This window comes from Arthrobacter sp. SPT-J7, from assembly GCF_059089965.1.
The window spans coordinates 1-8,382 of record NZ_JBNHFF010000146.1 but is presented as its reverse complement, the minus strand read 5'-3'; the positions used below and the strand labels follow the sequence as shown (position 1 = coordinate 8,382).

Annotated in this window: 6 protein-coding genes and 1 pseudogene; 1 reads left to right on the top strand and 6 read right to left on the bottom strand. The window is 68.1% G+C overall.

All coding sequences use genetic code 11. The annotated features are described in order from the left end of the window. Positions 1–97 precede the first annotated feature (97 nt). On the top strand, positions 98–526 hold the full coding sequence (locus tag AC5RWX_RS27310) for a universal stress protein (protein ID WP_494099397.1): 429 nt from the start codon (positions 98–100) through the stop codon (positions 524–526). 494 nt (positions 527–1,020) lie between these two features. On the opposite strand, the gene AC5RWX_RS27305 is transcribed toward AC5RWX_RS27310, so the two are convergent. The 6 genes and pseudogenes from AC5RWX_RS27305 to AC5RWX_RS27280 form a co-directional block, all read right to left on the bottom strand. Beyond that, positions 1,021–2,601 carry an ABC transporter permease gene (locus AC5RWX_RS27305; RefSeq protein WP_494099396.1) on the bottom strand — a complete coding sequence of 527 codons (1,581 nt, stop codon included), beginning with the start codon at positions 2,599–2,601 and terminating at the stop codon, positions 1,021–1,023. Further along, complete coding sequence (locus AC5RWX_RS27300; RefSeq protein ID WP_494099398.1) at positions 2,598–3,503, bottom strand: ABC transporter ATP-binding protein; 906 nt, start codon at positions 3,501–3,503, stop codon at positions 2,598–2,600. Before AC5RWX_RS27300 ends, AC5RWX_RS27305 begins: the two co-directional genes overlap by 4 nt. Before the next feature lie 71 nt (positions 3,504–3,574). Continuing rightward, positions 3,575–5,296, bottom strand: coding sequence for a fatty acyl-AMP ligase (locus AC5RWX_RS27295; RefSeq protein WP_494099395.1), 1,722 nt, complete (start codon positions 5,294–5,296; stop codon positions 3,575–3,577). After that, positions 5,293–6,690, bottom strand: coding sequence for a cytochrome P450 (locus AC5RWX_RS27290; protein WP_494099394.1), 1,398 nt, complete (start codon positions 6,688–6,690; stop codon positions 5,293–5,295). Before AC5RWX_RS27290 ends, AC5RWX_RS27295 begins: the two co-directional genes overlap by 4 nt. Then, the gene (locus AC5RWX_RS27285) at positions 6,687–7,793 is read right to left on the bottom strand and encodes a fatty acid desaturase (protein ID WP_494099393.1); all 1,107 of its coding nucleotides are present in this window, start codon (positions 7,791–7,793) and stop codon (positions 6,687–6,689) included. Before AC5RWX_RS27285 ends, AC5RWX_RS27290 begins: the two co-directional genes overlap by 4 nt. Continuing rightward, a pseudogene (locus AC5RWX_RS27280) lies at positions 7,790–8,382 on the bottom strand (hypothetical protein); the annotation flags it as partial. The gene AC5RWX_RS27285 and the pseudogene AC5RWX_RS27280, both read right to left, overlap by 4 nt.

Sequence of the window (8,382 nt, the reverse complement as noted above, 5' to 3'; positions counted from 1 at the left end):
AATGGTTAGCCTGCCCCACTACTGCCGGAAGTCAGCGCCGAGCTGCAGCCTCCGTCCCACTACTCAAACCGAACTAACTAAGAAAAGGGATCAACTCATGAGCGGCATCATCATTGTAGGCGTTGACGGCAGCGCCACAGCAAGAAAGGCAGCCAAAGCCGCCTGGAACCTCGCAGCGAGTTTGGGCGCGTCGCTTCACGTAGTTTCGGCTTTCGACAGCGACCGTACCGAGGTCTTTGGCAGCGGCAGCGACCAGTGGATTGTGTCCGATGCCGACGCGGCCGAGCAGGTGGCCCGCACCGTAGCAGATTCCCTCGGACGGGACATTAAGGTCACCTACTCACCGGCCCGCGGACGCCCCGCAGACGCCCTCATCAAGGAAGCCCTGCGAATGGACGCCCGCCTCATAGTGGTGGGGAACCGGAGAATGCAGGGCATCGGCCGGGTTCTAGGCAGCGTAGCCAACAGCGTTGCCCACAACGCTCCCTGTGACGTATACATCGCCAACACCTATGATGCCGAATAGTTGAATACAGCCAACCGGTACAACGCCCCAAACAATCCTCAGCGAAAAGTGCAGACCGGAAATCCGCTCCTAATGTGAGTGGCGGCGCCCTTACTGCCCATAGCGGGCAGAATCAGTTCTCCACGTTGCCGTATACACTCCTCGCATGCGGTAGCGGCGTCGTTAGGGAACTGGGTTGCATCGGGCGACGAAGTTCCACGAGATGTTTGCATGCCTGCTGCCTCGGCTAAAGCTCAGCACCCGAACTCACGCGTCAACCTGGTGACGCTCAGTGTCAGCTTTGGGTGTACCCAAACTGACGGGAGCTACTAAGGTGCATCCTATTGATTGGGAACGCGTTGGACGCAGCGGCGGCAAAGCCCCTCAGCCCACGAGAGTCGATGGGCCGCCTCGCGGCTTCTCCCCGGAGGTTAGTTCCGGAGAGTGGCAGGTTTAAGGCGTACCTGGTTTCCACCGACAATCCGGCGGTGCCGGGACGCCCAGCCCCAGGGGGCTCACCCAAGGTCGCGCCTGCGCATGCCCAGGTCTCCTACGATCAGCAGGGCGAGGCCAGCCGCGCCCATGATCCACACGCCCATTCCGGGGTCCATGTCAGGCAGTTGAGGCACGTGGGCGAAGGGCGACACATCGGTTACCCCTTCCTCCAGTTGCAGAGCGGGGCCGAGCATGTCGATCACCACACATGCCGCCAGCACAGCCCACCCCGCGACGAAGAACCGGGGCAGTGCACCGAGGAGCGCCACGGCGATCGCCGCCACGAGCCATACCGCCGGCAGATGCCACAGGCCCGAGCGCAGAACGCGCTCCACCCAGTCGGAGTTATCAGTCACGGCCGCGAACGTACCGCCGAGCGCTGCCGTGCCGACCGCTAGGACAACCGCAGAGCCGAGGAGACTCGGAAGCACACCCGACAGCAGCCAGCGGGTGCGGCTGACGGACGCCGCGAGGGTGAGGTCGCCGAGCCCGTTGCGTTCCGTCGTTCGCACAAGCTGGAGGGCGGAGACCGCGTGCCCAGTGGCGAGGAGCGCGATCAGCAGCAGGACGAGACGCAGGTAGCCCTCCGTCGCCTCGGTCTGGCCGGTGCCCAACAGCAGAGCGATATCGGGAGTCGCCGCGAAGACCTTGGTGACCTCTTCGCCTGCAACGCCAAACACGCAGCCCACGAACAGTCCGCCGAGAGCCCATCCCACCACAGCAGGTGTCGCCACTCTTGCCGTTGCCGTCAGTAGGCCGACGAGCGACGAGCCTGCGGCGGGGCGGCCTGGTCCGCGGGTGAGCAGCGCCGCGCCGAGGTCGCGCCGGATGCGCACCGTCATCGCTACAACGACCAGCAGCAGGCCGGCGCCGGCCGCGATGCCCAGCGGCCAACTGCGCTGGTCATCCGCGAAGGGCGCGGCATGCTGGACCCATCCGAACGGCGACCACGCCGACAGCCCACCGTCGCCCACATCACCCGCCGCACGGACGCCATACGACGCCGCGATGACCAAACCCGATACGCCGAGCGTCTCTCCGGCCGTGCCGCACACCTGCGCGGCGAGCGAGGTCACTCCGACGAAGAACACACCGATCACGGCAACGGAGGCTCCGTAGCCCCACGCGCCCTCGGTGGGAAGCCCGAGCAGGATCATTCCTGCGGCGCAGGCTGCGCCGATGAGCGCCGAGGTGGCGATCATCGTGAACACGGCCGCAGTGAGAGAGGCTAGCGTGCCGGTTGCCGTGGACAGTGCCAGCTCGGCCCGGCCGTGTTCCTCCTCGGAACGGGTCAGCCGTGTCATCCCGAGCGCTGCCATCAGCGCTACCGCGACCAGAAGGTACCCGCCGACCTCGAACACGACGATCCCCCCGGGGGTGTCGAGTGCGTGTCCGGGCCCGTTGATGGCCCGCAAGGCCGGGCTCCCGTCGTTGATAGCGGCGTACTGCTCACGGTCAGCGGCCGTGGGGTACAGCGAGGCCATGCTGTCAGTGATCGCGGCGAGGAGCGCGGCGATGCCTACCGTCCACAGCAGGATCTGCCAGCGTTCGAGTCGTGTTGTCAGGCGCAGCTGCCAACCTGTTCCTGCGAAAGCGGTCATCGTGAGACCGCCTCGGCCGGTTCCGGTTCGTTGAGCTCGTAGTGCTGCAGGAACAGTTCCTCTAGGCTCGGAGGCTGGCTGACGAGGCTCGTGGGCCCTGCCGCGCTCACCAGCGCCAGCGCAGCCGCGAGACCGGACGGTCCTACGCTGAACTCGACGTGACGGCCTTCGAGCCGCGGGCCGTGGAGCCCTTCGATCGCGGACAGTCCCACCACGTCATGCTGGGTGGCGGCGACGACCTTCGACACGGTCCGCTCGCGCATCTCATCGAGGGTTCCGGTGCTGACGGCCTTCCCGTTGCGGATGATGGTGAGGCGATCACACAGGACCTCCACCTCGGCGAGGATATGGCTCGACAGCAGCACCGTGGTGCCCTGCGCCGAAGCCTCCTGCACGAGCTGCTGGAACACCACCTCCATGAGGGGGTCCAGGCCCGACGTCGGCTCGTCCAGTATGAGCAGGTCGCTCGGCGTCGCGAATGCCGCCACGAGCGCGACTTTCTGCCTGTTGCCCTTCGAATAGGCCTTCGCGCGCTTGCGAGGATTTAGGTCGAGGCGCTCGATGAGCTCGTCCCGACGGGCGCGCGAAGCGCGCGCTCCGCGCATCCGGGTCAGCAGGTCGATGCACTCGCCGCCCGTGAGGGACGGCCACAGCATCACGTCGCCGGGCACGTACGCCATCCGCCGGTGGAGGGCCACGGCGTCGCGCCTCGGATCACCGCCGAGCACAATGGCCGATCCACTCGTCTTCGTCAGCAGCCCGAACAGGATCTTGATGGTGGTCGATTTGCCAGCACCATTCGGCCCAAGGAAACCGTGCGTCTCACCGGCCCGAACGGTGAGATCCAGCCCGTCAAGTGCACGGAAGCGTCCAAACTGCTTGGTGAGCCCCTTAAGGGATATTGCGGCTTCCTCCCCGTTGCCCGCGCTCGTGCGCGCGGCCCGACGGGCGGAAGGGGTCTGTGTTGCATGTGCTATTGGAACTCACCGGCCTCGTATCGTGCCGAGCATGCCCGGCGTTGCAGTTTTCCGCTTGTGGTGCGGGGGATAGTCCCGGAACGGACCAGGACAATATCGGCGGGCGTGATCGCGTGCACCGCAGCCACCGCCGCGCGCACGGCCAGCGCCGTGCGTGCATGGTCGAGGGTGGGCAGCGACCGCGCTTCGATCTCGGCCACCACCACCAGGCCCTCGGGCCCATCGCCGCGGGTGGGCATCGCCACGACCCCGCCCGAACGGATCTCTGCGACGGCATCCGACACCGTTGCCTCCACATCAGCCGGGTAGTGGTTCTTCCCCGCGATGATGATGAGGTCCTTGAGACGGCCAACCAGAAACAGTTCCCCATCGGAAAGGAAGCCGAGGTCACCGGTGCGCAGCCAGGTCCCTGCGTCAGGACTGTCACGGAGCCTGCCACCGAAGATCTCTGCGGTGAGCTCCTCCCGCCCGGCGTAGCCACGGCACACGTTGCCGCCCTGGACCCACACCTCACCGACACTGCCGTCGGATACCGCGGCGAGCGACGCCGGATCGACGATGCGCACGGCCTGGTCGACGGGCACACCGCAGGAAACCACTTCCGACACGTCCTCGGGCGGCACGTCCGGGTCCGCCGCGACCGCGACGCCCTCGGCCAGCGCCCCGCGCAGGAGGCGCGCAACGCTCAAGGGGCTGCCGTACCGGTGCGCGGTGACCATGAGGGTTGCCTCGGCCAGCCCATATCCTGGCTGGTGGGCGAGCGGATCGAATCCGTACGGTGCGTAGGCTTCGCTGAACTCTGTCATGGAGGAGGCGCGGATCGGCTCGGAGCCGTTGCCGAACGCCCGTAGCCTCGACAGGTCCAAACCCTCGCGCTCGGGCTGGGGCACGCGCCGCACGCACAGGTCGACGGCGAAGTTCGGGACAATTGTCAGTGCCGCGCCAGCGTCGCTGAGAGCGTGCAGAAAGCGCAACGGGCGCTGGACAAACGACATCGGGCTCATCGACCAGCAGTGTCCGCCACCTTGCAGCACCGCACAGATGCCGTAGACGAGGCCCATGTCGTGGAAGTAGGGCAGCCAGCTGACCATCGGCCCCTCGGCCATCGGCAGCGACTCGCGCAACTGCGTCATCGCCACCGCGAGGTTGCGAGCAGTGACCTGCACCCCGGCGGGAGTGCGGGTCGAACCGGACGTGTACTGCAAGTAGGCGGTCCCGTCGCCGCGCACCGGGGTGAACGCCGCAGCGAACCCATCAGCGGGCGGTTCGGCGCCCTCGGCGAGCAGTATGCGGATGCCGGTGCCCGCCACCAGTTCATCGACGTCGGCTGCCGCGTCCTCCGCCGTGATCACCGCCGTCGGGCGTGCATCCGCGAGCACCGCCACGAGGCGTTCGTCCGAGCGGCGGGCATCCGGGGCGTACAGCGGCACCGCGACGCGGCCAGCGTAGAGGCATCCGAGGAACGCTTCGATGTAGTCGAGGCTCTGCCCCAGCAGCAGTGCAACGCGGTCCCCGGGAGCCGTGAGCGCGGTGAGGCGCGCAGCCCAGGCCCGCGCGGAGCGGTCCAGATCGGCGTAGCTGAGGGTCTGCTCGCTGCGATGGCGGCCGCTGTAGGTGAGGAAGGTGAGCGCGGGGCGCGCACCGTCTTCGGCGGCCCAGTGTGTAACGGCATCGGCGAGCTCGGCCTGCCGGCACGGGAGATCGGTCTGCACGCTCATGCCACGTTGTCCGCTCGTGCGGGCACGCGGCGGCTCACCGTGGCGCGCACGGTCCCGCGCGGGCGCAGGTTGATCAGGAGCTGCGGCTCGACGGGCCCGTCGTCAACGAGGTCGAATCGCAGGCGCCGGGCAAGGACGGCGGTGAAGACCTGCCCCTCGGTCAGTGCGAGGGTCGAGCCGATGCATACGTGCCTGCCGGCACCGAACGGTAGGTAGCCGAATCCGTTGCGCTCGGCCGGCGGGGCGGACGGCCTGCCGTTGTCGTCGGCTCCGGCGAGGAAGCGCGCCGGATCGAACCGCTCCGGGTCCGGATACAGGGCCGGGTCGCGGTGCATTGAGTACGTGGAGATGAACACGATCGTGCCCTTGCGGATGCGGTATCCGCCGACGGTCGTGTCGCGCACGGCGGCGCGCATCAGCGACGCGGCGGGCGGATATAGGCGCATGGATTCCTTGAACGCCGCCATCGCCAGCGGCAACTGGGCCAGGTCCTCAGCTGTCGGAAGCCGGTCGCCGAGCACGCGGTCCGCCTCCTCGGCAACAACGTCGCGCACTTGCGGGTGCGTCGCCAGCAGCGCGGCAGTCCAGAACTGCGCGTCCGCGGACGTTTCATGTGCGGCCCCCCACAGGGTGATCAACTCGTCCAGCAACTGGTCATCGGACATCGCGCTGCCGTCGTCGTAGCGGGCCTGCAGGAGGGCGTCGAGCAGGTCGGAGTGCTCCCCGCCCGCGGTCCGGCGCGCGTCCACGATCGCCTGGATGCGGCCTCGGACCCAGCCCAGGTCGCCGTTCATCTGCCGGTTGGCCGGCGTCGGGATTCCCAGCGGAACCGGGACCACGGCGAACAGTGCCCGCATCTCCCACTCAAACACGCGGGTGACGGCGGCGGCGAGTTCCGCCTCCTCCTCCAGCGACCTGCTCCACAGGAGATGGCCGATCACGTCGCGCGTGATCGCACCCATGACCGCGAGCAGGTCCACCTCGCTGCCGTCTTCGAGGCGGTCGGCGTGGCGCTGTGCCTCGCGGGCAAATATGTCTACGTAGTTCGATATGCGCCGCGCCTGGAAGTGCGGCACGAGGAGCTTGCGCTGGACCTTGTGCAGGTCGCCCTCCGCGATCAGCAGCCCGTTCCGCAGCGCAGGGGTAAAGGCCCGGCGCTGGATGTCGCCCTTGTCGAAGTCATCAGCCCGCGAGACCAGCACCTCACGGACGGCCTCGGGGCCTGAGACCACGATGGCAGGCTGCGGACCGAGGCGGAAGGCCGCAACCGGGCCGTGCTCACGGGCGAGCGTCTCGAACAGGTGAAGGGGGTCCCGGCGCATCGCCGGGAGCGCACCGAGCGGGCTGCGCGTTCGCAGCCCCGGCGGCGGGGCTGCCAAGCTGTCGACGGTCATAGGGCGTCCTTTCGGGCCTCGTGCAGGCTGGCGGTTTCGGTGAAGGGGTTCTCACCGGGCAGCGGGCGGGGTGCCCGCCAGAGGTCAACGACGGCGGCGACCAGGCCGGGGCTCTCGGTGAGGCGGTACGCGGAGTCCGGCGGCAGCGCGGCGACGAGCCGGGCATGCGCCTTGCCGAACGAGTGGTAGGGCAGCGACGGGACCAGGTGATGGAGAGCGTGCAGCCGCAGGCCGATCGGTCCCCAGAAGAACCCGGCAATGCGCGACGACGGGTAGTTGATCGTGTCGATCATCTGCAGCACGATGTTCGCGTCCGAATCGTTGCCGAGGTAGCGGTGGGCCCCCAGCAGGCGCATGGTGTTGAGCGATACGACGCCGACGAACAATAGGTACCAGCACAGGAGCAGCAGGACCGGGAGGTGCCCGAGAACGATGAGGACGCCGACCGTCCATACGATCGCGAAGCAGGCGAGTTCCTGCAGGAACCACGAGAGCCGCTGGGACTTCTTCGGCGGATGCCCCCGGTACTCCAGGTCGATCTTGATCGTCGATGCACGGGCGTAGACCCGCTCCCGGGTGGCCGGCACCAGCCACGACACAGGCGCCAGGATGCCGAACCGGATAGGCCCGAACAGCGGCAGCGCCACCGCTGCCGCGGCCACCTTGACCATCTCCCGCCGTGACAGCCGCGCGAAAGGCAGGTACTCGGCGTCGAACGCTGTGCCGTAGAGACGCTTGCTGTGGTGCTCGGCGTGGCCCTCGTACATGAAGTACGGGATGAGCAGCCAGAACCCGATCAGCGCGTTCCATCCGCGACCGAAAGAGCGGGTGTGCGCTTTGCTGCGGAAGTGCACCAGTTCGTGGATGAACAGCGCCCCGCGATAGAACGCGAGCACCGAGACGGCGAGACCGATGATTCCGAGCCAGTGCAACGGCGTGTAGGTGACGGCCAGCGCGAACCCCGACCAGCCGACCACCGCCGAGACGATCAGGTCTGTCCAGTAGACCGCCATCCGCGGAGCCAGGAGGTCCTTGACCGTGGCGTAAGCGAGCTGCGCGTCGAAGACCTGTGCGGCCTCCCAGCGGTCGCCGTAGGACGTCATCGGGCAGGCTCCGCATTGCCAGCCCCGCGGCAGTCGATACCCGCCAGCCGGAACCCATGGCGGTCGGCGAGCAGTCCCAGGCGGTCGAGCGCGTCCTGGGAGAGCGCCTCGCCCTGGCTCGCCAGCGACTGCCAGTCCTTGACGCCGGATTCCTTCGCCAGCGCAAGCAGCATGGTCTCCGCCATGCAGGCGTAGGTGATGCCGGTGGGCAGGCCGTACCGCAGGTCGAAGTCCGACCCCGCCGGCACCGTGACCATCCCGCCCGCGAACGCGGCGAGGTCCGGCCGATCCCGGGGAAGCGTCGCGGGGAGGTTCGGCGGCTGCGCGACATCGCACACGATGGCATCAGCAATGAAGTCGTCAGCACCCAGCAGGGCGTGCGGCGTCGAGCTGGCCGTGATGACGACGTCGGCCCGGCGCGCCGCCGCGGGCGCGTCATCGCCTGTCTCGACGGCGGTGTCGGTCCACGCTTCGCCGGCACGCGTATTGGCCTCCCGCAGTACCGCTTCGACGGCGTCGACGGCATCGGCCAGGCGCGCGCTGCGGCTGCCGGGGCGCCCGACGAGGAGCAGCCGGCCCACACGGCCAG